The sequence below is a fragment of the Bacillus sp. AR2-1 genome, from assembly GCF_008368755.1.
Classification (GTDB): Bacteria; Bacillota; Bacilli; order Bacillales; family Bacillaceae_G; genus Bacillus_A; species Bacillus_A wiedmannii.
The window spans coordinates 52,624-76,908 of sequence record NZ_QORY01000040.1; the positions used below are offsets into that span (position 1 = coordinate 52,624).

Here is a 24,285-nt window from a genome sequence, read left to right on the forward strand (position 1 = left end):
ATTTTTTGTCGAAAATAAAAATACTAGGTAGGGGTATTTTTGGGTTCATGAAAGAGCCCTAGTCCATATGGACTAGGGCTCTTTTTGTTATATAAAGGGGAAGGGGGTACATTGTAGTAGCAAATACTAGGTAGGGGTATTTTTGGGTTCATGAAAGAGCCCTAGTCCATATGGACTAGGGCTCTTTTTGTTATATAAAGGGGAAGGGGGTACATTGTAGTAGCATGAGTGAAAGGTATAAGAAGAGTAGCTACTAGCAATGTAATTTGGTTATGTGAGTGTTCTTCTTATTTGGCTTGCTTTCTAACTTTAGTGTACGAGATATAGGTAAGAGAAACTATCGAATTACATTACACATAGCTTACAAACATGTAAGTCTTCTGTAATGTAATTCGATGGTTAAAAGATAGTGCATTTCATATAGTGTAATTAGAAAGTCTCACTGTATTACTTTCTGTTTGTAATATTAATGAAGAATGAAAAACCAACTACTTTTTAATAGCCCTCATCTGTATTTAGATGAGGCTCTTTTTATAAACCTTACAACATTGTAAGGTTTACGTAAGTTAATTCGATAGTAAATTTGTCATATTTTTTGCATAATAGATACAAATAGATAAAATAATTAGGGATATAGTAAGAAGGGAGAAAACTGGGATGCGTAAAGAAGAAGTAGTGAAGTTTCCAATTAAAGATTTCTGTAGCTACTTTACTGTTGCCGTAGTATGTATTGGATTATTTGATATCATAACAAACTTAATTGTTAAATAATATAGATGATAAAACAAGAAGGGAGATCCTTTCTTGTTTTTTTTATGGGGGAATAAAGATGAAATGGATTGATAGTCATATACATGTTGACCAATATAAGGATGAAGAAAAAAGTAGATTACTTAAAGATGTGGAACATAGTAAAGAGATACAGGGGCTTATCGCGGTATCTATGAATTATCAATCATGTAAAGAAACTTTATCTTTAGCAAAGCGATATCCTTTTGTACATCCAGCAATAGGTTTTCATCCGGAGCAACCGATTCATAAAGAAGAATGTGAGCAAATTTATAAATTAATTGAAGGGCATGTAGAAGACATAGTTGCGATTGGTGAAGTAGGCTTACCGTATTATTTAAGAAAAGAAGATGAGCGTATTACTATCAAATCATATATATCAGTGTTACAACGATTTGTTGAACTAGCTAGTAAATATGATTTACCCATTATATTGCATGCAGTGTATGAAGATGCTGATATTGTATGTGATTTACTAGAGAAATATAAAGTTTCATGTGCACACTTTCATTGGTTTAAAGGAAGTGAAACAACAATGAAACGGATGATGAGGAACGGTTATTATATTTCTATCACACCAGATGTTTTACATAAGGACAAAATTAGAAAAATTGTTTCGTATTATCCACTTGAATATATGATGGTAGAAACAGATGGACCGTGGGAATTTCACGAGGATGTTATGACGCATCCGAGAATGATTCGAGAGGTATTAAAGGAAATTAGTGTTATAAAAAACGTATCTGTTAATAAGGTTGCGAAAACGATATATGAAAATACGATTCAATTTTACTTGAAAGGATAGGAGAGTTACTCTTATTCTTTTTATTATGGATATTTTTTCTAATGTTTTCTATAATTTATGATGTGTTTAATTTGATGAAGGAAGTAGGGAAGAAAATGGGGAGAGCGTATAAAAAAATAGCTATTACAATGATGGTCGGTGCACTTTCACTTGTAGCGTTTGGGTGTGAGGCAGAAAAAAAGGTTATAAATCCAAACACAACACAGGAAAAGAAGGAAGAACAAATTGATCCAGTAGTTGAAAAACAGATGAAAGAAAATGAGAAAAATGGGAATGCGGTTGGAAACAGTTCTAATAAAGGGAAGATGGTAGAGAGTAATGGATGGATTTACTATGCGGTAAATAGTGATAAAAATACAGGAGGCATTTATCGTACGAAAGATCAATTTCAGACTTCGGAACGTGTAGTGGAAGGTGTAAATGCTTCTTACATAAATATAAAAAACAAAGCTTTATATTTTATTCATACGGATGAAGATAAGAATGCGGGATTATCTTCTTTAATGAAGTATGATATATCTAACAAAAAGCTAGACACGTTAAAAGCGGATACAAATTATGTTTATATAAAAGATCAAACTTTATTTTATCCGAAAAAATATTCTGAGCATGGTGGTTTTGATATTGTAGGGATAGTAAAAATGGATTTGAAAACGGGGCAGGAAGAAGAAGCGGCATTTAAAAACTCAGGTTGGTCTCAAACGATAGACGATAGTATTCTACATTGGAATAAAAATCGTGGAACGCAAGTGACAAAAGATAATAAAACTTGGTCAAAAGAAAATTATGCAACAATATCTAGTGCTACTTATAATAATGAAAAATTATATGCTGTTGTCGACTTTTCGTTACCTTTTGAAACAAATGAAGCTGAGCATGGCATATATGAAATAGACATTCAACAAAATAACGAAAAGTTATTGGTAAAGGATGCTTTGCAGATGAATGTGAAAGGGGATACTTTTTATTATTTAAAAAAGGATGGAGTATATAAGAAGAAAATGAATGGTGGGAATGAAAAAGTAATTTATAATAAAGCGGTTGAACCAACTAAATCCTATTTATATTTTGTAGCAGGAGATATGTATCTCTATACGGATAATGGAACTATTTTAAATCTAGATACAAAGAAATCAAATGAAGAAAAAGATAAGAAATTAGCAGATGATGTTATGTTACAGAAAGTATGGAATGCACAGAAGGAACTTACTAATGTTCAAATGGCTGCACTAACAGGAAATCCAAAACGAGTAGGGGATTTTTCATACGGGGAATTAGTGAATCCTATTTATAATACGAAGGATACTTTAGAAACTACGCTATCTACGTACTTCTCAAAACCATTTATAGCAGAGTATATGAAGAGTAAGTATATTAAAGAGTTAAATGGAAAAATGCACTATGCTATTGGAGATCCAGGATCAAAAGCAGCAACTAAGTTTACAAAAATTATTTCTGCCGAGTTAAAGGATGGAAAAATAAAAGCGCAGGTAGAAACGTATAATGACTATGATAATGTAACGGAAAAAGTAGAAGTTGAATTTATTTATGAAAATAATCAATGGGTTATTAATAATATGCCACGTTTTAGTTTAAGTTAAAAAAACCACCAAGCAAAATGCTTGGTGGTTTTGTATTAAGATTCTAATTTTTTCCCACGTCTTAATAACAATAGAAAGACAATGATGAAGAAACCAAGTATAAGGAAGAATCCATATTGTTTTATATAATCCATTACATCGCTTGCGCTTGTTGGTTTTTCAACGTGAATGCCGTCTTTATTAGTAGTAATATGAATATGTTGCATTTTCACTTCATTTGCTTCTTTTTGTAAATCAATCCATTCTATATTTGGAATGCTTTCTAGATCCTTTAATACTTCTTTTAATGGTTTCACACCTAAGTAAGGATGATAGAATGCACCAATAACTCCATCGGATAATTTAGCAACAGATACAGCACGTTCTTTCATCTTTGCAATAGCATGTGGCTTATCTTCTTCAATAAAGCCAACTGTTTCAGGCATTAATTTCATTCCGTGTAAAAATGATGGGGTACTTGTATAGAATGGTGAGTGCATGGATTTCCAAGTTGTATCACTTAACTGTAGTTGTCCTACATAAGTTGAAAAGTACCTTGATAATATTTCATATCCTTTTTGAGACATCGTGTAATGAGGTGCTTCAAATGCGACAGGATATAGTTTGGCATCTACAAGTTCTTGAATACCTTTTTCAATATGATCGGTCGTATATTTTTCTTCAAACTCTTCCCCTTTTTTTACATATGCATTATATGTTTCGATATTAGGGAAGTCATCTTTTGTTTTTGGTTTTTCATGCTTCGGTTGACGAATTGGTTGATCTGTTTTTACGTCCCAAAATTCAAAACCTTCCCCAGTTTCACTATCATAAAATTGATGCGTATAACCATGCATAATAATTGCTGCACCATCATCTTGCATATAGCGTAAAAGATCGACTAGTTCGGGTTTATCTTTTAAATGCAGTGTTATTCCTGTATCAGGATCTTTATATACAGGAATAACAGTGATCATGTAAGGAATCTTTTTCTCTTTTAGTAATTCAGCAATTTCTTTTAATTGATTTATATCTGCGGCCGGATGAACGTCCTCAAGACGCAAATAAGCCTCTACTTTATTTGTCGTTGGCTTTTGTCCAAAGTAAGAAAATAACATTTCACCAACGTAATGAGACATCCAGTCAAAGAGGTGTGGCGTTGCGACGTAATAAGATGTTTCATGCTGAACGATTAGTGGGTTCTTGCTATTTGAACTTACAGCGTTAGCAAGAACAGTTCCATTTGTATCAAAAGATTGAATCAATCGTTCCTCTTCTAAAGTGTTTTTAAGCTTATGGCTTGGATATTCGATTTTATTAACTCGTATATCATCAGCCTTTAGGGTAATGAAAGAAAAGCGATGAGATAATTGTTCAACATTTTGTCCTAAAACTAATATTGGGCCTGAGAAATTTTCTAGAAGTTGCTTTGTTTCAATAGGAAACTCTTCTTTTTGTTCACCGATATAAACAATATGTGTATAAGAAGATGAATTAGTAATTTCATTAGCCTTTTTTAAACTTTTCGTAGTTATATCGTTTGTAAAATGTCCTAATTGAGTATTAAGGATTTGAATATTATTTGTAATTTTATCGTCTTGTGTACTGTATAAAACAAGTACTTTTGGTTTTGATGATGTTTGTGCAGAGGTGTGGATAGGGATAAGTAGTAAAATGCTGAACAAGAGTATGATGCACTTTTTCATTTGGTCTGCTCCTATTCTATATGTAGAGTTCAATTTAAAATTATATACAAAAAATACGTTGTAGTCTATGAAAGTTACATTTTTGCACGTATTTACCAGCTGTTTTTTCACAAAATCGGTCTAAAGCATGATGATAATATATATAGTTATTTGCTATGATAAAAGGGTAAGAGAATGATAGAATGTGGGTAATTGTAAAGGGAGGAAGGCTGAAAGGGGACAAATTTCAGCGGAGAAAGAGGTAGTGGTAGTGAAGAAATTCTTTGTAGGATTTTTAGTTGTTCTTGGGGTGTACTTATATTTCCAAGGAAAGTCTGAAGGAATGGGCAAGTTAGTGAATGAGACAAGCTATGTTGACTCAGAAGAAGCAAAACAAATGAAACAAATTATTATAGAGGAAGCAAAGAAAGTCAATCTTCCAGAATGGATACCTCTTACAATTGCTGAACATGAAAGCCGGTTAAATCCAAGAAGTATTGGAGATAACGGAACTTCATTCGGACTGTTTCAATTGCACCGTGGCGGTGGGCTTGCACCAGATCATTTAACTGATGAAGAGTTGAAAGATCCGCGCACAAATGCGCAAATTGCAATGCCGCATTTAATGAAAGGATATAAGCGCGGGGTGCAAAAAGGTTTGACTGATTTTGCATTACTAAAATATGTAGCAAATACATCTGGATGGCCAGGAAATTTAGGGCCAGAGTGGACGGATAATAACATGAAGTATAACATCGGATTAGAAGATGTGTACTATCGAAATAAAGGTGTAATCAAAGAGTAGGCTTTCTATACCTACTCTGTTTTTTTATGAATAATTGCATCTTTTTCGCTCGTGAAGTACTGCGCGAGTTGTATTTTCACGTCTTTTAGTTTTGTAGAAACTTGCGGTATTTTATATCCTACATATAATGGTGAAACGACGAACCTAGGAACAACTTTACAAATGATTTTTCCGTTGAAGTAATAGAAGAATAAGTTATAACTACTACATCCTTTATGGAAATCTGTCAGTATGTAACGTACAGTTTGCTGAATATAATTTGCTAGTTCATCTATGTATCCAATATCTGCAATAATGATATTAAATTCAGTAAAACCGATAATAGGACGATCTGAAATATTGAGTTCAATGCGTTCGTTTTTTTGTACAATGACTCCTCGGAAGTTGTCCTGTTCTACGTTACCGAGATAGTCTACATATTTCATTCCGATAATCTGCATGTGTGCATGATGCAAACTCCCGCCTGAGAATGGACCATGATTTTTGTATAAAATCACAGATGTGAATTCTTCATTCTTCTGTAAGTCTAACCAATGTTTAATGGAGAAACGAATTAGCGATCTCATATGTTCTTCTGTATATGTTGCAATGTGGTCTTTACAATTATCGGTTTCGATTAGCACCGTTTGAAATGTATCTTTTAATGTAGGGAATTTGTTTTTCAGCCAAATAATTGAGCCCTCAGTTGCTAAAATATCCGTTAAATTTTCTCTGTCACAAAAAGGACATGCAGCGCTTCTATTCCGAATGCTTTCTGGTTTTTGTTTGCCAATATCGTTTAAAAAGTATAGTTGTTGTGTATCCATTTGTATATATGCCCCTTTAAAATATGTGTAAAAATCCCGATTAATACATTCGGGAAAAGGAGAAGGAAATCCTTTAAAAGGAATAGGAAAAATAAAAGACAAGATATCCTCATTACAATAGGGTACCTTGTCTTTTATTTTTTCTTTAATAATGTGTATGGATAATATAAATCATTTTTATTATGTTTCTTTTTTCTATTTTTTATTGTGTATAAGGCAATTGCTGTACTTGCGATTACAATAATGGCTTTCTTCATATTCATTTACCCCTTTTTTATTGTTGGTTTAATTCTTGGCTAACTGCTTTTGCATCAACTAGAGCATGTAAAATCATTTTTACCATGTTCATCATATTCCTTCACTCCTTTTTATAGTTCATTTAGTTCTTTTACAACTGCTTGTCCGTTCACTAATACCTCAAAGATTGCTTTTACGATTTCTTTCATCATGATCGTTTCCTCCTTTTGTTTGGCTCTCTTGTTTACATCTTTATTGTATAGGGAGGCATCTTTTCGTACTATCGCTTTCCATTACGTGAACATAACAGTTTTGTAAGATTTGATGTCACTTATTGAAATGTTTAGTCTATCTTCATTATTTTCAGAAAAATGACTATTCAAACATGAAATGGGAAAGTATAATAAAGAAGTAAGTATTAAATTCCGTACGAAAGAGGTGAATGAGATGAAACGTTCTTTAGCTGCACGTGCCAAATTTTTAGATTATATCTATTTTTGTCGTGCGATTTTTCATGATGTAGTTGTTAACGGGATACGTCTGTCCTTTTTTAACAATTGCATAGTAGCTATTGAACGATAGAAATCTCTTCACCCATTTTTAATAAACGTGTGAAAAGGGAGCTATTTGGCTTCCTTTTTCTATGTCGAAAACCATGGGGAATGTTTCTTTCCCATGGTTTTTTATATTGAAAGGAGTACGGAAAATGACAATTTGTAGTGTGAATAATGTAACGAAATCTTTTGGTGGAAACATCATATTTGAAAATATATCGCTTGAAATAAAGAATGGTGAACGTGTTGGATTAGTTGGTCGTAACGGTAGTGGGAAGACAACAATCTTTCAGCTTCTAACTGGAATGGAAAGTTTGGATGCAGGAGCCATTCATATGAAGAAAGGTACACGTATTGGTCATGTGGCACAAATTCCGAAATTTGATGAGGGTATGACTGTATATGATGTATTGAGTTCCGCTTTTAAAACAGAAAAGGAATTGGAAAGAGAAATGCGTGCTTTAGAAAAAAATATGGCGGAAGAACGGGAACCATCTGCTTTACAAAAATTAATGGAGAGATACGGAGTAATCCAAGAAAAGTTTGCGTTTCTCGGTGGTTATGAAATAGAAGCGAATATGATGAAGGTAGCAAATGGTCTACAGGTGACAGAACTATTTCCACGATCATTTTTGGAGTTAAGTGGTGGGGAACAAACAAAGGTAAGTCTTGCATACATGCTATTGCAGAAACCAGATTTACTTCTATTAGATGAACCAACCAATCATTTAGACTTATTTGCCGTAGAGTGGCTAGAGCAATTTTTAAAAGAATACAATGGAACAGTTATGGTCATTTCACATGATCGCTATTTCCTTGATGAAGTTGTAACGAAGATTTTTGATTTAGAAGATGGAGAGATTCACGTGTATCATACGAACTATTCTCAGTTTGTTGACGAAAAGGAAGAACGGTTGCTTCAGGAGTTTCAGGCTTATCAAGAACAGCAAAAGAAAATAAAGAAAATGAAAGAAGCAATTAAGCGACTACGTGAATGGGCAAATCAGGCGAATCCTCCGAATGAAGGATTGCATAAGAGAGCGAGAAGTATGGAACGTGCACTGGAACGTATAGAGAAACTAAAGAAACCTATTTTAGAACGAAAACAAATGGGACTTCAGTTTGAAGGGCAAGAGAGAAGTGGGAAAGACGTTGTTTTAATGAAAGAAGTGAGTAAAGGTTTTGCTGGCCGTCCTTTATTTAACGAAGCGAATTTACATGTTCGTTTTCAAGAGCGTGCGGCGATCGTTGGCCGTAATGGTACAGGAAAGACAACGCTACTAAAGTTATTATTAGAAGAAATAAAACCAGACGCTGGAGAAATTCGAATTGGTAGTAGTGTGAAAATCGGTTATTTATCACAGCATGCGTACGGAAATATGAAGAGTAATGTATTAGAGGCTTTCAGGGAATATGTAGCTGTAACAGAGGGAGAAGCGAGACATATATTAGCTAAGTTTTTATTTTATGGTCCAGCGGTGTTTAAGAAAGTAACGCAACTGAGCGGTGGAGAAAAAATGAGATTAAGACTTGCGCAACTTATGTATCAAGATATCAATTTTTTGATTTTAGATGAGCCGACAAACCATCTCGACATTGAATCAAGGGAAGTTTTAGAGGAAGCTCTTGAGCAATATAATGGGACGATTTTAGCTGTTTCACATGATCGTTATTTTTTAAATAAGTTATTTGAAAAGACGTATTGGATTGATGAGCATAAATTATTTGAGTTTGCAGGGAACTACGCATGGGCTCGTCAAAAGTGGGAAGAAAAGCTCGAGAAACAAGTAATAAAGCAGCAACGCCAAGGAAGAAAAAGTATGGCAACAGCTCCTGTAAAAAAGAAAGAAGTTAGGAATGTTGAGGATATTGAAACGGAGTTAATGCATGTAGAAGAAGATATATATATGCTTGAGTGTAAGATGGAACATGTAGTTGATGTTGAAATGCTTGAGCAATTGTATGAAGAAAAAACGAAGAAAGAGTTGTTACGAGCGGAGTTATATAATGAGTTAGAGAATATTGTGGGGTAAAGAAATTAGAATGAAAGAGCAAGTTGTTTTCTCATATTTTGAGGAGGGCTTGCTCTTTTTGTGTAAGAAAAGAGAAGTAATTGGTATAATTTTCTTGTTGTTACAATAAAGAGACATATTTTAGGTTATTAAAACGTGAGGAGAATTTTATGTTAGGATACGCGCGAATTGCTACAATCGTCATGATCTGTTTTGTTTATGCAAACCATGTTTCACGTGAAACAGCACATTTGCAATTTTTTGTGGGTATAGCACTTTTTATTTATATTGTGAATCACATTTTGCTAGTAAAAGTGAATGGAGGTAAAAAACTTGTTTTTTATACAATATTAGCGAATGGGATAGTCACAGCTTTATTAGGTTTTTTATTTCCCGAGATATGTTTATATTTAATTATATTTGGAATTGATGCAGTAGGGCTATTTATTCATGAATTTCGTAGAAGCATGACGTACTTTTTTATTATTTTTTTCTTTCTTTGTTGGCTTATAAATATATTACATGCGTATCAACATACAGGTAGTTTAGAATTGGAGAGTAATGCCATTAATTTTATGTTCATCGTTTTTAGTGCTTTAGCTGGAAATTTAATAAAAAAACTTACAGCTGCTCGGAAAATGGTAGATGAGCAATATGAGGAATTAGCATTATCTCATACAGCTCTAAAAGAAGCGCATGAACAATTACGTCTATATGCCAAAGAGGTAGAAGGATTGACAGCCGTTCGAGAGCGAAATGATATTGCCCGAGAAATTCACGATACTGTCGGTCATAATATGACAGCCTTACTTGTCCAATTACAACTGGCAGAGGCTTTGTGGAAACAAAATTCGGACGCTACGGAAGAGGTTTTACATACATGTCATGGGCTAGCCAGGAAGTCACTTCAAGAGGTGAGGGCGTCTGTACATGCCTTAAAAGAAGAAGGTAAACTAGGGAACATAATAGAGAATATGCGTGAAATGTTACATGGATATTCTAAAGCGACGAAAGTACAAGTATCTTTTCAATTACAAGGGGATCCGGTTGTGATTCCGTTGTCACTACAACCTACACTGCTCCGGGTTATGCAAGAGTCTTTAACAAATGCAAAGCGGCATGGCAAAGCGAGTTTATGTAAAGTGAGTTTAACTTGTTCGGCGAAACAAGTTAAACTATGTATTTTGGATAATGGCGTGGGAGTTAACGAGGTAAGTCCGGGTTTTGGTTTACTTAATATGAGAGAACGAGTAGAGGAACATGGTGGAACTATTCAATTTGAGAGTGAGATAGAAAAAGGCTTTCGGTTACAGATTGAATTTCCACTTCAGGAGAAAACGTGGTTAATAGGGGGAACTGTATGATTCGGATTATGATTGTTGATGATCAATCACTCATTCGTGATGGTTTAGCGATGTTATTAAATTTACGTCAGGAACTTGAAGTAGTGGGAACTGCTACAGATGGAGACGAAGTGATACAAAAGGTGAAAGAGCTACATCCTGAAATTATTTTGATGGATATTCGGATGCCTCGTATGAATGGTGTTGAAGGAACACGTTTAGTTAGAGAACAGTTCCCTCATATAAAGGTACTTATGTTGACGACTTTTAGTGATAGTGAGCTTATCTTTGAAGCATTGGAGCAAGGAGCAAGTGGTTATTTATTGAAGGACATGGAGACAGATGCAATCGCTCAAGCGATTTTAACGGTGCATAGTGGAGGGGCTGTGCTTCCTCAGGATATAACAGCGCAAATCATAAAAGAATTAAAAAAGACAAAAGTAGCAGTAGAGTGCACCACACCAGGACAATTAGCGCAATTAACTGAGCGAGAAGTAGATGTTTTAAGGGAAATTGGACTTGGGTTAAATAATAAAGAGATTGCGGAAAAGTTATTTATTACAGAGGGAACTGTTAAGAATCATGTTTCTAATTTAATTAGTAAGTTAGAACTGAGAGATCGAACGCAAGCAGCCATATACGCAGTAAGGTATGGCATTACGATGTACACATGACTTTTGGCATATATAATTGTGAAAAAGCAGCAGAATTTGCTGCTTTTTTATTTTGCATTTCTATCTCAAGGGTGATGGAGAAAAGAAGAAATTTTTCTACAATGAAATTGTAAATGAATACAAAGGGGCTGAATCAGTATGTTAGTCATAGATCATATTACGAAATCATTTGGTAAGAAGGAAATCATAAAGAATGTTTCTTTTGAAGTGAAAAAAGGTGAAACATTTGGATTGCTTGGTCCAAATGGAGCGGGAAAATCAACGACGATATCAATGATTTGTGGGTTAATTTCATACGACAGTGGTGATATAAAAGTTGGTGGGAAATCTGTAAAAGAATATCCATTAGAGGCGAAAAAGAAAATTGGTATTGTTCCACAAGATATTGCGTTGTATCCGACACTTTCAGCGAAGGAAAATTTGGTTTTTTGGGGAAAGATGTACGGTTTAAATGGAAAAGTTGCAAAAGAGCGAGCGGAGGAAGTATTAGCTTACGTCGGTTTACAGGATCGTGGAAAAGATAAAATTGAAACATTTTCAGGTGGAATGAAAAGGCGTATTAATATTGGTGCAGCACTTATGCATGAGCCAGAATTGTTAATTATGGATGAACCGACAGTTGGGATTGATCCGCAATCGAGAAATCATATTTTAGAGACTGTTAAAAAGCTAAATGAAAAAGGGATGACAGTTATTTATACGAGTCATTACATGGAAGAAGTAGAGTATTTATGTGAAAGAATTGCAATTGTTGATCATGGAAAGTTAATTGCATTAGGAACGAAAAGGGAGCTATGTAATCGCCTGGCAGATGGGTTTATAGTGAGATTGCAATTAAATCGTTATAGTACGGAATTGCTACAAAAGTTGAAAGCACTATCTGTTGTTGAACGAATTATTTTTGATGAAGATAATAGTACGATTGATATTGGACTAAATGGTGGCGACTCCATTGGTACAGTTGTGTCAGTAGTTGTGGAGAACAACGCTCAGATTTTAAAGCTTGAAGTGCAAGAACCGAATTTAGAGGCACTCTTTTTACAATTAACAGGACGTTCACTTCGTGATTAAGGAGGTTAGTGCGGGATGAAAAGTTTTATTATTGCATGGAAAGATTTAAAAATACGTTTAATTGATCGGCGTGGATTTATTATGATGTTAATTATGCCGCTTTTATTAACAGCGATTTTAGGTTCAGCGTTAAGTAATATATTTGATAATGGTGGACTACCAAAAACAGTGATTGGCTATTATCAAGTAGGAACTGATGAGTTCGCAGATGTCTTTCAAAAAGACGTATTGCAATCTAAAGAATTAAAAGATGATGTGAAAGTAAAGATAGTTAATTCTCAGGAAGAGCTTGAAGGTATGTTAAAGGAAAAGAAAATCGATGTGGGAATTGTCATCCCAAATAAATGGAGCGAACAAGTACAAGATGGAAAATTAAAAGAACCAAAGGTTTTTATAGACCCATCAAAAGATATACAAGCGAAAATCGCTGAATCAATGATCCGTTCTTTTTCAGAGCGTGTTCAAACAGTTGCGGTATCTACTAAAAGTGTTGTGACGGAATTAGCAAAGTCTCAGCATAGTAATGTGGAACAAGTTGCAAAAGAAGTGAGTGGAGATTTACAAACAGTAGCAACTTCGGGTGCAAATAACATTGAAAAAGGAACGATAGGTAAAAAAACAGTTGCAGCGATGCAATATTATGCAGCGGCGATGTTAGTCATGTTTTTACTATATAACATAACAGTAGGTGCAAAGTCAGTTGTAACAGAGCAACGAACTGAAACATTGGCGCGTTTGTTCAGTACACCGACGAGCTCATTTTCAATTTTATTCGGGAAGTTTTTAGGTACATTATTATTTGCTTGTATACAATTAGGAATGTTTATAGTTGCTACACACTTTATGTTTCAAGTGGAATGGGGCGGAGACTTGTCCCAAATAGTAGCGGTGGGAATTTCTTATGCAATTTGTGTTTCTGGTTTATCTATGTTAATTGCAGCTTTTATTCGTGAGGAAAAAACGGCAGATGTAATGGGAGGAATCGGTATTCAAATACTCGCTATATTAGGGGGATCGATGTTACCGATTTATGTATTCCCTGATACACTTCAAACCATTGCGAATGTTGCTCCGAATAAATGGGCACTTACAAGTTTCTTAAATATTATGTCGGGAACACCTTGGGATGTGCTACTCCCTGTTATTTTTAGTTTATGTAGTGCGGGAATTGTCTCCGTTATGATAGGAACATTACGTTTACGTACGAGATAGGAGGGGGAAATGATGAAGAAGGTTTGGGCACTTTGTTGGCTAGAGTTAAAACAAATTTTAATAAAACCACAAAGTTATATACTCATGTTTGGAATGCCTATTATTTTTACACTCATTTTCGGCGGCCTTTTAGGTGGAAGTGGGAATACGAAAGTAAATGTTAGCTTAGTAGATGAAGATGGTTCTGTATTATCTAGCAAGTATTACGAGGACATAAAGAAAAGTGACTTAATTTCTATAGAGAAGGTAACGTATAAGGAAGGAAAACAGAAGATTGAAAACAAAAAATCATCCGGCATAGTTATTATTCCGAAAGACTTTCAAAAGAGTATGCTAGATGGAAGGATAGAAAGTATTCAGTTTCAAGCCAGTGCTGATTTTACTGGTGGAACTTCTGTAGAGCAAGTATTGGCAAGTACGTTAAAAAAAATGGAGATAGAAGTTAGCGCAGCGAGAGATTTTGAGAAGAAAAGTAACACTTCGTGGGAAACAATGTATAAAGAAATTTATACAAAAGTAGAACCTGTTTCGATTCAAAAAGAGTCAATTTCACATGATGATCAAAAGTTAAATGACGTTACAGGACGAGCGGCAGGCTTTTCAATTCTATTCGTTATGATTGTTATGTTAAGTGCGACGGGGACTATTTTGAAAGCTAGACAACTTGGTGTTTGGTCTCGTTTATTAGGAACGCCGGTTTCAAAAGTTCAAATATTAGCAGGGTATATCCTATCGTTCTTTTTAATAGGTTGGATTCAATTCGGTGTTTTAATGATATTAACGCACTCCTTATTTGATGTGCAGTGGGGAAATTTATTAGGGGTTATTATACTCGTTTCCGTATTATTATTAGCTGTCATTGGTATAGCCTTATTATTAGCAAGCATCGTAAAAACAACAGAACAACAGTCAGCGTTAGGAAATATCGTTGTGATTTCAACATGCATGATTGGTGGTCTTTATTGGCCGATTGAAATTGAACCAGCATGGATGCAAACAGTAGCAAACTTTGTTCCACAAACTTGGGCGATGCGTGGCTTTACGGAGTTAATTGTAAGGGGAGGTACCTTGGCAGATATAGGAGGATATATTGGTATACTCATTTTATTTGCAGGGGTCTTTTTCATAATTAGTTTAACAAGAATACGTTACGACTGAAAAAAACAGAGTTACAGCTTTACACGCTGAACTCTGTTTTCTTTTTGTGTCGTATCTTCCCTTGTTGAAATGATAATAGCGATCCCGAGCATAATAAAAAAAGCTAAAAAGAGGACGAACTTTGGGAAGAATGGGAATAGTAATAGAGCCCCGACTATCATAATTGTTAATAATACGTAGTGCAGGACGTATTGGAATAGGTTGTCCATGTTTTCGCCCCCTTTTTGGTAATTGGTTATTAGTATTCTATGTTTCATACTGAACGAATAGAAGTGAATTTTTAATTTTTTAATACGAAATAAAAGAGAACGATTGACATGTTTAAAGGAAAGGAATAATCTTGAAATTAATTCATACTATTTTTATAGGAAAAATAAAGATAGCTACAGGGAGGAGGCCTATGCTCCTGCATCGATAAAAATTAGGAAGGTAAAGGTGAGAGGGCAATGAAAAATACTTTTAAAGGAGCACTTGCTACATTTCTTAGTGTATCGGTATTACTAGCCGGATGTGGTCAAGAGGAAGCAAGTACAAATGAAGCCGGGAACGTACCAAAAGTAAAAGATGAATTTATTAAAGCAAGCGACAAAGCAAAAAGTCCTACAAAAGTAAAAGAAAGAAAAGATACTTTTGTAGTTGGAATGCCAAGTCCTGGAGGGATATTCCTTCCGCACTTTATGGAGAATGGATGGGATGGTAACATAACGCAGGCTATCTTCGCGCCCCTTGTTGGGCTGGATAAGGAAGGAAAGCCAATTCCAATATTAGCGAAAAAGTGGGAGATTTCGGAGGATCAGCTTACATATACATTCCATTTGAAAGATGATTTAAAGTTTAGTGATGGTTCACCGTTAACTGTAGATGATGTAGCATTTACATTAACGTTATTACATGATCCAACTTATAGTGGTGCGACTGATATAAGCCAAACAGCAATAAAAGGTGGGCAAGCTTATAAAGAAGGAAAGGCAACCTCTATTGAAGGAATTCAAATTATTGATCCGAAAACAATTACGATTACGACTGAAAAGGTAAATGCTCAAACATTATCATTAATCGGTGGAGAAGTTATATCTAAAGCTTATTATGGGAGAGAGTATAAACAAGGACACTTGGAGTACTTAAAAGAGTTATATGGAAAGCCGGTGGGAGCAGGAGCTTATAAATTGGATAAATATATTCCTGGTCAAGAGGTTCGATTTGTAGCAAATGAAAATTATTTTGAAGGAAAACCGAAGATTGAGCACTTTATTTATAAAATTACAAAGGGTGATACGAAGTTACAACAATTTCAAGCAGGAGAAGTAGATTATGATGGTTTTACGACAAACGTGGAGACCATTGAGCAATTAAAAGATTTAGGTTTTGCTAATATTAATGTGTATACAGGAAGCTCTTATGGCTACATTAAAATGAATTATAAGAAGCCATACTTTAAAGATAAACGTGTCCGCCAAGCATTTATTTACGGATTAGAGCGTCAAAAGGTTATTGATACGTATTTCCAAGGATATGCGTCACTCGTTAATGTACCGATTACGCCAGTTTCATGGGCGTATACAGAAGAGGGCATTAATAAATATGAGTATAATTTAGAGAAGGCGAAGAAATTACTGGATGAGGCTGGATGGAAAGCGGGTTCGGATGGAATTCGTGAAAAAGATGGACAAAAATTGAAAGTAAGTTATTTTGCCTCATCAGCAAGTAAAATAAATGATGTAATGATTCCTGTGATGAAAGAAGATTATAAAAAGTTGGGTGTAGAGTTTAACCCAGAATATATGGACTTTAATACGATGATTTCAAAAGTGATAAAAGGTGATTATGATTTAGCGATGGTATCTACGCCAATGATTGATGATCCGAGCGGAACGATTGAAGAGTTTGTTTCAACAAGTAAACGAAATTATGATGGATATTATAATCCGAAAGTAGATGAATTAGCTAAGCAGGCATTAGAAACGTTGGATATTGAAAAGCGAAAAGAAATTTATAAAAAGTTATATCAAGAATTAAGTGAAGACCCGCCTGTAATCTTCTTGAATAATAGCAAAGTGGTGTCTGCACATAATGCACGAATTCAAGGATTACAAGAAGATAACTATAACGGTATTTTATTAAGTTTACCTAAATTAAAGATAGAATAAAAATTTTCAAAATATTTATTTAGAAAGAATTGACAAAATATAACTGACGATATAAGCTAATAACCATAAAGTCTACCGGAAAGGTCGGAATAGGATTGTTACCCCTCAAAAACATCTATTTTTTTACGATTAAAACCGACTTTTCCGATTGACTATAAAATATTGCTGTGGGAGGCATACATAAGGCAAGCAATTCATAAGGTTTAATTATTAAAAAAGTTAGGGTGGGGACAATGAAGAAAAAGACAAAAAAATGGGCTGGTGTATTTTCAGTATTATTGAGTAGTTCGCTTGTGTTATCTGCTTGTGGGGGACAGGAAGATACGGCTTCTACAGAACCGGTAAAAAAGCAGGATTTAAAAGACGCTAAGATTGAATCAATTCCAGCTACAGATAAAAAGAAAAGTCCAGAGAAAGCAAATCAGCGAAAAGATACTTTTATTACAGCCATTTCTAAGCCAGGGGGAGTTTTCCTTCCATATTTCCAAGAGAATGGTTGGGATGGAAATGTAACATCTGTTATTTTTGCGTCACTAGTAGCAACAGACAAACAAAGTAAACCTATTCCGGATCTTGCAGAAAAATGGGATATTTCTGCTGACCAGTTAACATATACATTCCATTTACGTAAAAACCTAAAATTTAGTGATGGTTCGCCTTTAACGGCGGAGGACGTAGCATTTACATTAACACTACTTCATGATAAAGCGTATGAAGGTGGAATGGATATTGCCCAGTATGCTGTTAAAGGTGGAAAAGAATATAAAGAAGGAAAAGCAACTTCTATTGAAGGAATTCAAGTTGTTGATCCACAGACAATTAAAATTACAACTGAAAAAGTTAATTCACAGGCGCTAACTAATTTAGGTGGCCCAGTGCTATCAAAAGCTTATTATGGAAAAGATTATAAACAAAATACAAGTTTAGACTATTTAAAAGCATTATATGGGCAACCAATTGCAGCGGGTCCATATAAATTTGAAAAATATGTTCCAGGTCAAGAAGTACGCTTTGTTGCTAATGAAAATTATTATGCAGGTAAACCAAAAATCAAAAACTTTATTTACAAAATCACATCAGGTGATACTGGATTCCAATTATTCCAAACAGGTGAACTGGACTATAGTGGATTTAGAGCAAATCCTGAGAATATAGACCAATTAAAAGGATTAGAGTTTGCAAATATTAATCTTGAGTCATCAAGTGATATTGCTTATATCTATGTAAATAATAAGAAATCGTATTTGAAAGATAAGAAGGTACGTCAAGCACTTACTTATGGATTAGACCGTAAGAAGTATGTGGATACAGCTTTACAAGGATATGGATCTGTTGCTAACGTACCAATTGCGCCAGTTTCATGGGCATATACAGAAGAAGGTATTAATAAATATCCACACGACGTAGAAAAGGCTAAAAAATTATTGGATGAGGCTGGTTGGAAAGTAGGTTCTGACGGGGTTCGTGAAAAAGATGGTCAAAAACTAAAATTAACATACTACGCATCAAATACAGGTAAAACAAATGATATCTTTATTCCAATTGCAAAAGAAAGTTACAAAGAAATCGGTGTTGAATTAAATCCAGAGTTGATGGACTTTAATACGATGCTTTCAAAAGTAGGAAAAGGTGACTACGATTTAGCGGCAGTTTCAACACCAGGAATTAGTGATCCAAGTGAAGTTGTAAGTGATTACTTATCAACTAATCCAAAAAGTGATACGGGTTATAACAACCCGAAAGTAGATGACTTGATTGTAAAAGGTATAGGGACGACAGATATTGAAAAACGTAAAGCAATTTATAAAGAACTGTATAAAGAGTTAAGTGATGATCCACCAGTTATTTTATTAAACTATCGTAAACTACTTTATGCTCATAATGCACGTATAAAAGGAATTGATCCAGAAAAGTACGATAGCATTAGTTCCAACTTACCAGTGTTATCTATTGAACAATAAGGGTTGACCTAAATAATAGAAGGCGTTTTTTCATACAGCGATGGGATAGTAGCTGTTTTGAAAAAATGTTCTTCTATTTTTAAGTAAATAGGATTGGGGAGACAAAAGGTGAAAACATATATCGTTCGTAGGTTCCTTCAAATGATCCCTACATTGTTTGGTACATCTATTATTATTTTTTTCTTATTTGCACTTTTGCCGGGGGATTATATTGATTCAAATCCTAAGTTAACACCAGAGAGAGCTCAAGAGTTAAGGGAATTGTATGGCTTAAACAAACCAATTATTGAAAGATATTTTCAATGGTTAGTGAATGCTTTGCATGGTGATTTTGGATTTTCTCTACAGTATCAAGAACCTGTAACTTCATTACTTAATAAATTTATTTGGAATACATTTATCGTTGCTGTTGCAGCTTTATTTTTCACTTGGATTATTGCTCTTATTATTGGGGTTATTTCTGCAACAAAGCAGCACTCTTGGTTTGATAGATTGGTAACAATCGTTGTCTTTGCAGCAATGTCATTTCCATCATTCTTTATCGGATTATTTTTAATTAAATTATTAGCAGTTGATTTAAAGTTATTACCTATTGGTGGCATGATTGATATTGGAAGTAACTCAACAGGAATAGCATACATATTAGAAGTATTACGTCATATGATTCTACCTGTATTTATTTTAACGCTTCTTGGTGTAGGATCATTAACACGATATTTTAGAACTAGCATGTTGGATGTTGTTAGGCAAGATTATATTCGTACTGCTCGTGCAAAAGGTTTAAAAGAAAGAACCGTTATTTATAAACATGCATTGAAAAATGCAATTTTGCCAGCAATTACATTACTTGCTTTTGAATTACCTGGTTTATTTTCAGGAGCGATTATTATTGAACAGATTTTTAATTGGCCTGGGATTGGGAGTATTCAATTAGAAGCATTAAACTTCCGTGATTATACGGTATTAATGGCCTTTACAATGTTTCTTTCTTGTTTAACAATTATGGCTAATTTCTTAGCTGATATTGTATATGCGTTTGTTGATCCAAGAATTCGATTGAAGTAAGGGGGGGGAAAGATATGGAGACTATTACACCAATAATAGAGAAAAAGAAAGAACGAAAAAAGAGAAATGAATCATCACCATGGCGTCAAGCGTATAAAAAAATTAAGAAAAATAAGATGGCACTGTGTGGCTTATACGTTTTAATATTTATGTTTTTATTTAGTTTTATCGGTCCAATCTTTTCGCCGTATGCTGATGGGAAAGTACAAGTAACACAAATTAATAAACCACCCAGCCTGTCACATTGGCTTGGAACAGACCAGTTGGGACGGGATATTTTAACTAGACTTATGCAAGCAGGGCGTATTTCATTAACAATTGGTTTAGCGTCGATGCTATTATCCGTTATACTAGGAGCTTTATTAGGAGCAATTGCTGGTTTTTATCGAGGGGTTGTAGATCATTTAATTATGCGTGTTGCGGATGTGTTAATGTCCATCCCGGGATTACCGCTACTTATTATAATGGGAGCAATTTTATCAGAATGGAAATTACCATCGGAATACCGTTTATATGTTGTAATGATTATTTTAAGTTTAGTAGGATGGCCAGGACTTGCCCGGCTTGTGAGAGGACAAATTTTAACATTGCGGGAGCAAGCCTTTATGCAAGCAGCAGATGTATTAGGATTAAAGGATTCTCGGAAAATTATTCATCATTTAATTCCTAACGTCTTTCCGTTGCTTATTGTTGTAGCAACTTTGGGTGTTGCAGGTTCAATTTTGAGTGAATCCGCGCTAAGTTACTTAGGTCTCGGCGTCGTCCCACCTACACCATCATGGGGGAATATGATTAGCGCAGCTAACTCATTAATTGATTTCCAAAAGCGGCCGTGGTTATGGATTCCGCCTGGTTTCGCAATCTTTATAACAGTTGTATCAATTAATTTACTTGGTGATGCACTTCGTGATGCGTTAGATCCAAAGATGAGACGGTAGGTGAGAAGGTATGAGTAAAGCGGTAGTAGAGCTGAAAGACTTACAAACACACTTTCAGACAGAAGAAGGAACAGTAAAGGCTGTGAATCATGTTAGTTTTACAGTTCGAGAAGGTGAAACGGTTTGTGTTGTAGGCGAATCGGGTTGCGGGAAAAGTGTAACAGCTTTATCTATTATGGGACTTATTGCTGAATCAGGCAGTGTAGTAGGTGGAGATATCTTATATGAAGGAAAAAGTCTTTTAGGAATGAAAGAGAAAGAGCTTCGTAGTTTACGAGGAAATGATATTGCGATGATTTTCCAAGAACCGATGACATCGCTAAATCCTGTCTTCACTGTAGGTGAACAAATTGTAGAGACGTTAAGAGAGCATGAATTACTTAGCAAAAATGAAGCGTATAAGAAGGCAATTGAGTTAATTCGTAAAGTTGGTATAGCTCGTGCGGATGAAATCGTTCATTCTTATCCGCACGAACTGAGTGGTGGCATGTTACAACGTATTATGATTGCTGTTGCACTTAGTTGTAATCCGAAGTTATTAATTGCGGATGAACCGACAACGGCTCTTGATGTTACGATTCAAGCTCAAATATTAGACTTATTAAGACAAGTAAAAGAAGAATTTAAAACATCCATTTTATTAATTACACATGATTTAGGCGTTGTAGCTGAGATGGCTGATTACGTTGTCGTTATGTATGGCGGGAAAGTTATTGAAGAGGCACCAGTACTAGAAATATTCCAAAATCCGAAACACCCGTATACGAAAGGGTTGTTGAAATCAAAACCAGTGATGGGAAAACGAATAGATAAATTATATTCTATTCCAGGGCAGGTTCCTAATTTAGTTGGTTTGGATGAATTTTGCTACTTTAGCGGTCGTTGTGAGCATTGTATGGAAATATGTAAAGAAGAAGCGCCAAATCTGAATGTACATGATGAGAATCATAAAGTAGCTTGCTGGTTATATGAGGAGCGTGCGGGACAATGAGTGAACCATTATTAGAAGTAAAAAACTTAAAAACATATTTCCCAATTAAAGGCGGCATATTTAGTAGAACGATTGGACATGTGAAAGCAGTTGATGGAGTAAGTTTTACTATTAATAAAGGCGAAGTGTTCGGTCTCGTTGGTGAATCAGGAAGCGGAAAAACGACGATAGGAAAAACAATTTTACGTCTCGTTCAAAAAACGGAGGGAGAAGTGAAGTTTAAAGGACACGATGTTCATTCTCTATCAAAAGAGGAATTGAGAAAACATCGTCCTAATATGCAGCTTGTGTTTCAAGATCCATTTAGCTCATTAAATCCGAGAATGAGGATTGGAGAAGCACTTGGCGAGCCGATGTTGGCTCACGGACTAGCGACGAAAGAAAATGTTCGTGAAAAAGTGACAGAAGTATTAGAGTTATGTGGCTTAGCCCCATATCATATTGACCGGTATCCTCATGAGTTTTCTGGTGGACAACGTCAGCGTATCGTTATCGCAAGAGCTATGGTATTAAATCCGGAATTTATAGTAGCTGACGAACCTGTGGCAGCACTAGATGTATCTATTCAAGCACAGATCATTAATTTATTTAGTGAGTTACAGGAGAAAAAGGGACTATCTTATTTGTTCATTTCTCATGATTTAAGCGTAGTAGAGCACTTATGTACGAAAATTGGAATTATGTATTTAGGAACGATTGTGGAAACAGCGCCGCGTGATGAGTTATTTACGAACCCACTGCATCCGTATACAAAAGCATTGTTATCAGCTGTGCCAATACCAGATCCAACAGTGAAGCGAGAGCGGATTATACTAGAGGGTGATATTCCAAGTCCAGCAAATCCACCTTCGGGTTGTCGCTTTCATACACGTTGCCCGTTTGCAACAGATATTTGTAAACAAACGGTACCAGAATTCCGTAATGTTGGTGAAGAGCATTTTGTTGCTTGTCATCATGTATAAAAGAAAAGGACCCTTTCAAATTGAAAGAGTCCTTTTTTTATTTACTAGATGAAGTTTGTTTCAATACAAATTTCTCGATTGCGTGAGCAACACCATGCTCATTATTTGTTAATGTTACGACATCACATAGTTTTTTTACATCTTCTTCAGCATTTCCCATTGCAACTGATAAGCCAGCTACTTGTAACATTGGCACATCATTAAAGTTGTCCCCGATCGCAATAGTATCTTCAATTGGTATATTGAAATAAGCAGCCATTTCTTGTAGACCGTTCCCTTTATGACCGTGCTTATCCATAATTTCTACATTAGTAGGAGCTGATGCTGTAACTGAAATATCAGTGTCTTCTTGTAACATGCTTAATAGCTGTGCACGATGCGCTGCATTAAATGTCAAAATGAAGAATTTAGATATTTCTAATTCTGGATTATTTACAACATCTTCGATTTTTTGGAAATCAGTAATTAAGTTTGATTTCTTTTGTTTTTCTGTAATTCTTTCAAGTTCTTCAAGTGTAACATCTAGTGCATGCTTGTTTTCTTCGAACGCTTGCATGACTTGATCTTGCCATGTATATGGAGAATAAACTCCTTTATTCGTATATAGCTTATAAGGAAAACCTTCAGATTCTAGTAATTTTGCAAGCTTGTATACTTTATCGTTTTGTAAACAACGCGAGTTAATTACTTTTCCATCCACATAAACAATTGCCCCATTGCTCGCTCCAACTGGAAGAGATAGTTTATATTCTTCCAATAATTTTAAAGCATCCTCTTTTGCACGACCAGAACAAATCATGACTATATGACCAGCCTCTTTTGCAGTTTGGATAGCTTGTAAGTTCTCCTTGGAGATTTCAAGATTAGATGATAGTAGCGTACCATCCATATCTAATGCGATTAATTTCAAAATGACCACCTCTTTGCTTTTATTATACATAGTTATATAGAGGAAACATATAAACTTATCTTGGAAAGATCGTATTTTATCTTGCGTGAACCGTCAGTAAAAAGTTGATAGGCGCCATCTTATTACTTTGAATATGCACTTTAATTTGTAACAAAAATAGAGGTAGGTATGAGGGTGTTTCGTTATATGACTGTAATATTACAATAACATTACAAACGTCAACTTAGTAGAAAGTGCATTAAAACAGGGTTTTTAAGGGTGTTTATAAAAAACGTAAAAAAAGTGTAATAAAATTTACGTAATTATATTGCAACGTAACAATAGTTATGTTACATTAATGTTACAAACGTTACGTTAATAACTTTAATGTAACGCTAACATAAAATCTATGAAATAAACATTTATTAGAAGTTACATATAGATAATTAAGAAAAAGAGAGGAGAATGCAAAATGAAAGAGCAAGTATTACAAGTAACAAAAGGTGACTTCGTAGGATCAGCAAGTGGAGCAGTAGTATTAACGGCATTAATCGTATTTCTATCAAGCGTATTAGTATAATAGAAGTTTTGTAATAAAAGA

The 24,285-nt window shown here is 34.8% G+C and carries 22 protein-coding genes; 17 read left to right on the top strand and 5 right to left on the bottom strand.

Annotation, left to right across the window (positions count from 1 at the left end; all coding sequences use genetic code 11):
• Positions 1 to 829: 829 nt before the first annotated feature.
• Positions 830 to 1,594 (top strand): TatD family hydrolase, encoded by a 765-nt coding sequence (locus tag DT250_RS30100; RefSeq protein WP_149214269.1) that lies wholly within the window; start codon positions 830 to 832, stop codon positions 1,592 to 1,594.
• A gap of 95 nt (positions 1,595 to 1,689) precedes the next feature.
• Positions 1,690 to 3,195: a DL-endopeptidase inhibitor IseA family protein gene (locus tag DT250_RS30105; protein ID WP_149214276.1), complete on the top strand. Its 1,506-nt coding sequence runs from the start codon at positions 1,690 to 1,692 to the stop codon at positions 3,193 to 3,195.
• 35 nt (positions 3,196 to 3,230) lie between these two features.
• Here DT250_RS30105 and DT250_RS30110 read toward each other — a convergent pair whose 3' ends face one another.
• Complete coding sequence (locus tag DT250_RS30110; protein ID WP_149214270.1) at positions 3,231 to 4,880, bottom strand: DUF2334 domain-containing protein; 1,650 nt, start codon at positions 4,878 to 4,880, stop codon at positions 3,231 to 3,233.
• 250 nt (positions 4,881 to 5,130) lie between these two features.
• Between DT250_RS30110 and DT250_RS30115 the strand changes: the two genes are divergently transcribed.
• Entirely contained in the window at positions 5,131 to 5,664 is a 534-nt protein-coding gene (locus tag DT250_RS30115) for a transglycosylase SLT domain-containing protein (protein WP_048542991.1), read from the top strand.
• 11 nt (positions 5,665 to 5,675) lie between these two features.
• Here DT250_RS30115 and DT250_RS30120 read toward each other — a convergent pair whose 3' ends face one another.
• Positions 5,676 to 6,470, bottom strand: a complete 795-nt coding sequence (locus tag DT250_RS30120; RefSeq protein ID WP_255450538.1) for a DUF4931 domain-containing protein — start codon at positions 6,468 to 6,470, stop codon at positions 5,676 to 5,678.
• A gap of 134 nt (positions 6,471 to 6,604) precedes the next feature.
• Complete coding sequence (locus DT250_RS30125) at positions 6,605 to 6,733, bottom strand: hypothetical protein (RefSeq protein WP_002006681.1); 129 nt, start codon at positions 6,731 to 6,733, stop codon at positions 6,605 to 6,607.
• Positions 6,734 to 7,154: 421 nt separating this feature from the next.
• Between DT250_RS30125 and DT250_RS30130 the strand changes: the two genes are divergently transcribed.
• From DT250_RS30130 to DT250_RS30160, 7 genes are all read left to right on the top strand, one after another.
• Positions 7,155 to 7,289 (top strand): RAxF-45 family protein, encoded by a 135-nt coding sequence (locus DT250_RS30130; protein WP_046956655.1) that lies wholly within the window; start codon positions 7,155 to 7,157, stop codon positions 7,287 to 7,289.
• 124 nt (positions 7,290 to 7,413) lie between these two features.
• Positions 7,414 to 9,294 (top strand): ribosomal protection-like ABC-F family protein, encoded by a 1,881-nt coding sequence (gene abc-f / locus DT250_RS30135; protein ID WP_149214272.1) that lies wholly within the window; start codon positions 7,414 to 7,416, stop codon positions 9,292 to 9,294.
• A gap of 149 nt (positions 9,295 to 9,443) precedes the next feature.
• On the top strand, positions 9,444 to 10,637 hold the full coding sequence (locus DT250_RS30140; RefSeq protein WP_149214273.1) for a sensor histidine kinase: 1,194 nt from the start codon (positions 9,444 to 9,446) through the stop codon (positions 10,635 to 10,637).
• The gene (locus tag DT250_RS30145) at positions 10,634 to 11,290 is read left to right on the top strand and encodes a response regulator (protein ID WP_097907654.1); all 657 of its coding nucleotides are present in this window, start codon (positions 10,634 to 10,636) and stop codon (positions 11,288 to 11,290) included. Before DT250_RS30140 ends, DT250_RS30145 begins: the two co-directional genes overlap by 4 nt.
• Positions 11,291 to 11,428: 138 nt before the next feature.
• Positions 11,429 to 12,361 carry an ABC transporter ATP-binding protein gene (locus DT250_RS30150; protein WP_097907653.1) on the top strand — a complete coding sequence of 311 codons (933 nt, stop codon included), beginning with the start codon at positions 11,429 to 11,431 and terminating at the stop codon, positions 12,359 to 12,361.
• Between the two features lie 15 nt (positions 12,362 to 12,376).
• The gene (locus DT250_RS30155; protein ID WP_000834531.1) at positions 12,377 to 13,573 is read left to right on the top strand and encodes an ABC transporter permease; all 1,197 of its coding nucleotides are present in this window, start codon (positions 12,377 to 12,379) and stop codon (positions 13,571 to 13,573) included.
• A gap of 12 nt (positions 13,574 to 13,585) precedes the next feature.
• On the top strand, positions 13,586 to 14,731 hold the full coding sequence (locus DT250_RS30160) for an ABC transporter permease (protein ID WP_000758391.1): 1,146 nt from the start codon (positions 13,586 to 13,588) through the stop codon (positions 14,729 to 14,731).
• A gap of 11 nt (positions 14,732 to 14,742) precedes the next feature.
• On the opposite strand, the gene DT250_RS30165 is transcribed toward DT250_RS30160, so the two are convergent.
• Positions 14,743 to 14,940 carry a hypothetical protein gene (locus tag DT250_RS30165; protein ID WP_000369258.1) on the bottom strand — a complete coding sequence of 66 codons (198 nt, stop codon included), beginning with the start codon at positions 14,938 to 14,940 and terminating at the stop codon, positions 14,743 to 14,745.
• Positions 14,941 to 15,177: 237 nt separating this feature from the next.
• On the opposite strand from DT250_RS30165, the gene DT250_RS30170 reads away from it, so the two are divergent.
• The 6 genes from DT250_RS30170 to DT250_RS30195 all read left to right on the top strand — a co-directional run bounded on the left by DT250_RS30170 (position 15,178) and on the right by DT250_RS30195 (position 22,795).
• Complete coding sequence (locus DT250_RS30170) at positions 15,178 to 16,878, top strand: ABC transporter substrate-binding protein (RefSeq protein ID WP_097891757.1); 1,701 nt, start codon at positions 15,178 to 15,180, stop codon at positions 16,876 to 16,878.
• 233 nt (positions 16,879 to 17,111) lie between these two features.
• Complete coding sequence (locus tag DT250_RS30175) at positions 17,112 to 18,839, top strand: ABC transporter substrate-binding protein (protein WP_141542687.1); 1,728 nt, start codon at positions 17,112 to 17,114, stop codon at positions 18,837 to 18,839.
• A gap of 108 nt (positions 18,840 to 18,947) precedes the next feature.
• The gene (locus tag DT250_RS30180) at positions 18,948 to 19,904 is read left to right on the top strand and encodes an ABC transporter permease (RefSeq protein ID WP_149214274.1); all 957 of its coding nucleotides are present in this window, start codon (positions 18,948 to 18,950) and stop codon (positions 19,902 to 19,904) included.
• A gap of 14 nt (positions 19,905 to 19,918) precedes the next feature.
• The gene (opp4C, locus tag DT250_RS30185; protein WP_000447957.1) at positions 19,919 to 20,842 is read left to right on the top strand and encodes an oligopeptide ABC transporter permease; all 924 of its coding nucleotides are present in this window, start codon (positions 19,919 to 19,921) and stop codon (positions 20,840 to 20,842) included.
• 10 nt (positions 20,843 to 20,852) lie between these two features.
• Entirely contained in the window at positions 20,853 to 21,833 is a 981-nt protein-coding gene (locus tag DT250_RS30190) for an ABC transporter ATP-binding protein (RefSeq protein ID WP_000030797.1), read from the top strand.
• On the top strand, positions 21,830 to 22,795 hold the full coding sequence (locus DT250_RS30195) for an ABC transporter ATP-binding protein (RefSeq protein WP_001294493.1): 966 nt from the start codon (positions 21,830 to 21,832) through the stop codon (positions 22,793 to 22,795). The genes DT250_RS30190 and DT250_RS30195 overlap by 4 nt, the downstream gene beginning before the upstream one ends.
• Positions 22,796 to 22,832: 37 nt before the next feature.
• Here the strand turns inward: DT250_RS30195 and DT250_RS30200 are convergent, their stop codons facing one another.
• Positions 22,833 to 23,705 carry a Cof-type HAD-IIB family hydrolase gene (locus tag DT250_RS30200; RefSeq protein WP_000766409.1) on the bottom strand — a complete coding sequence of 291 codons (873 nt, stop codon included), beginning with the start codon at positions 23,703 to 23,705 and terminating at the stop codon, positions 22,833 to 22,835.
• A gap of 451 nt (positions 23,706 to 24,156) precedes the next feature.
• On the opposite strand from DT250_RS30200, the gene DT250_RS30205 reads away from it, so the two are divergent.
• Positions 24,157 to 24,264 (top strand): DUF3948 family protein, encoded by a 108-nt coding sequence (locus tag DT250_RS30205; RefSeq protein WP_000664237.1) that lies wholly within the window; start codon positions 24,157 to 24,159, stop codon positions 24,262 to 24,264.
• Positions 24,265 to 24,285: the final 21 nt, after the last annotated feature.

Coding starts and splice junctions, on each gene's coding strand:
- DT250_RS30100 (WP_149214269.1), top strand. CDS start 830: ATGAAATGGATTGATAGTCATATACATGTTGACCAATATAAGGATGAA.
- DT250_RS30105 (WP_149214276.1), top strand. CDS start 1,690: ATGGGGAGAGCGTATAAAAAAATAGCTATTACAATGATGGTCGGTGCA.
- DT250_RS30110 (WP_149214270.1), bottom strand. CDS start 4,880: ATGAAAAAGTGCATCATACTCTTGTTCAGCATTTTACTACTTATCCCT.
- DT250_RS30120 (WP_255450538.1), bottom strand. CDS start 6,470: ATGGATACACAACAACTATACTTTTTAAACGATATTGGCAAACAAAAA.
- DT250_RS30125 (WP_002006681.1), bottom strand. CDS start 6,733: ATGAATATGAAGAAAGCCATTATTGTAATCGCAAGTACAGCAATTGCC.
- DT250_RS30130 (WP_046956655.1), top strand. CDS start 7,155: ATGAAACGTTCTTTAGCTGCACGTGCCAAATTTTTAGATTATATCTAT.
- abc-f (WP_149214272.1), top strand. CDS start 7,414: ATGACAATTTGTAGTGTGAATAATGTAACGAAATCTTTTGGTGGAAAC.
- DT250_RS30140 (WP_149214273.1), top strand. CDS start 9,444: ATGTTAGGATACGCGCGAATTGCTACAATCGTCATGATCTGTTTTGTT.
- DT250_RS30145 (WP_097907654.1), top strand. CDS start 10,634: ATGATTCGGATTATGATTGTTGATGATCAATCACTCATTCGTGATGGT.
- DT250_RS30150 (WP_097907653.1), top strand. CDS start 11,429: ATGTTAGTCATAGATCATATTACGAAATCATTTGGTAAGAAGGAAATC.
- DT250_RS30155 (WP_000834531.1), top strand. CDS start 12,377: ATGAAAAGTTTTATTATTGCATGGAAAGATTTAAAAATACGTTTAATT.
- DT250_RS30160 (WP_000758391.1), top strand. CDS start 13,586: ATGAAGAAGGTTTGGGCACTTTGTTGGCTAGAGTTAAAACAAATTTTA.
- DT250_RS30165 (WP_000369258.1), bottom strand. CDS start 14,940: ATGGACAACCTATTCCAATACGTCCTGCACTACGTATTATTAACAATT.
- DT250_RS30170 (WP_097891757.1), top strand. CDS start 15,178: ATGAAAAATACTTTTAAAGGAGCACTTGCTACATTTCTTAGTGTATCG.
- DT250_RS30175 (WP_141542687.1), top strand. CDS start 17,112: ATGAAGAAAAAGACAAAAAAATGGGCTGGTGTATTTTCAGTATTATTG.
- opp4C (WP_000447957.1), top strand. CDS start 19,919: ATGGAGACTATTACACCAATAATAGAGAAAAAGAAAGAACGAAAAAAG.
- DT250_RS30190 (WP_000030797.1), top strand. CDS start 20,853: ATGAGTAAAGCGGTAGTAGAGCTGAAAGACTTACAAACACACTTTCAG.
- DT250_RS30195 (WP_001294493.1), top strand. CDS start 21,830: ATGAGTGAACCATTATTAGAAGTAAAAAACTTAAAAACATATTTCCCA.
- DT250_RS30205 (WP_000664237.1), top strand. CDS start 24,157: ATGAAAGAGCAAGTATTACAAGTAACAAAAGGTGACTTCGTAGGATCA.